General features: G+C 67.5%; 1 protein-coding gene. It reads right to left on the bottom strand.

Going from position 1 to position 1,475, the window contains the following annotated elements:
• Positions 1-24: 24 nt before the first annotated feature.
• On the bottom strand, positions 25-1,260 hold the full coding sequence (locus G6023_RS00320; protein ID WP_182611187.1) for an ISL3 family transposase: 1,236 nt from the start codon (positions 1,258-1,260) through the stop codon (positions 25-27).
• Positions 1,261-1,475: the final 215 nt, after the last annotated feature.

The raw sequence follows: 1,475 nt of genomic DNA, 5'->3' as shown, positions 1-1,475 counted from the left end.
GGCTCTTCGCATCTGAGCGTGGGGTCAGGTCCGTAGCCCGCCGGCGATGAGGAGCATCCGCAGGCGATAGTTGTCGCGGTTGCGGTAGCCGCGGGCCAGGCGCCGGTGGAGTTCGATGAGGCCATTGATCGCTTCGGTTCCTCCGTTGTTGGAGCGGCCGGTGGTCCAGTACGCGAGGAAGGCGGCCTTCCACTTGCGGAGCGTTCGTCCTAGTCGGGCGATTTCCGGGATCGGGCAGGATGGCAAGGTCGCGAGTACCTTCTCCGCAGCGCTGCGCCCGGCAGGCAGGTCTTTGTGGTGGTAGGCCTGTCGGAGTTCGTGGGCGACTTGCCAGGCGATGAACAGTTCCTCGTGTCGGGGGTCGGCGGCCAGGGCCTCGTCGAACCGCCGCCACTGGCGCTCGGTGAGCCTGTCGGGGTCGCAGCGGATGATGGTGCGGATCCCGTAAAGCGGGTCGCCTTTACGTCCGCGGTGACCGCAGATCTGCTGCTGCAACCTCCGGCGGACCTCGTCCACGGCGCCAAGGGCGAGCTTGACCACGTGGAAAGCGTCGAGAACAGCGGTGGCATCCTCGAGTTCGTCATCGATCGCTCGCTTGTAGCCGTGGAACGGATCCAACGCGGCGATCTCGACGCCGCTGGTGAAACCCTTGCCCCGCGCGGTGAGCCAGTCTGCGAACACCACCCCGGAGCGGCCTGGCACGAGGTCGAGCAGCCTGGCCTGTACTTTGCCGTCCCCGTCGCGGGTGAGGTCGACCATCCCGGTCAGTTCCTTGGGGCCGCGCTTACGCCGGGAGACATGGTGCCAGATGTGTTCATCGACGCCGAGGGTGCGGACGCCGTCGAAGCGGGCCGGATCATCGGCCAACGCCTCCAATGCAGCCTTGACCGGCGTCCACACCGTGTGCCACGCGGTACCGAGCTGACGAGCCAGTCCGCTGACGGTGGCGTGCTCCCGGCGCAGCTGTCCCACTGCCCACTCCACGACGCGGGCCGTGGTGGCATGCCGCGGCGAGGCAAGCCCAGGCAGGTTCTCCACGAACGTCACACGTTCGCACGCCCCGCCTGGGCAGACGAAGCGGCGTTTGCGCCAGATGATCGTGACGGGGCGGCCGAACGCGGGGATGTCGACCAGACGCACCACCTGCCGTCCATGCCCCACCCCGGCGGCGCCGCAGTCCGGGCATCCGACCGGTCCCGGCTCGGATTCGACGGTCACCTCCAGGTGCTCGCCACGCAGACGCGCATCAAGGACGTACACGTCGTCGAGCCCGACGAGAAGATCGCAGCGGACACAACGGGGCGCAGGTGCGGTTCCGGTGGCAGACCGGCAGCACCCGATAGGCTCAGACATGGGTCGAGGCCCTTTCAGGATCGGATGTAGTGGTACTTCCAATCCTTCAGGGCCTCGACCCTCTCGTCTCCCTACCGCCTCACCGGCGTGTCGTCCTCACCCACGCTCAGATGCGAAGAGCC

The organism is Dietzia sp. DQ11-71 (genome assembly GCF_014144995.1).
Taxonomy (GTDB): Bacteria; Actinomycetota; Actinomycetes; order Mycobacteriales; family Mycobacteriaceae; genus Dietzia; species Dietzia kunjamensis.
This window is presented reverse-complemented; position numbering and strand designations above follow the sequence as displayed.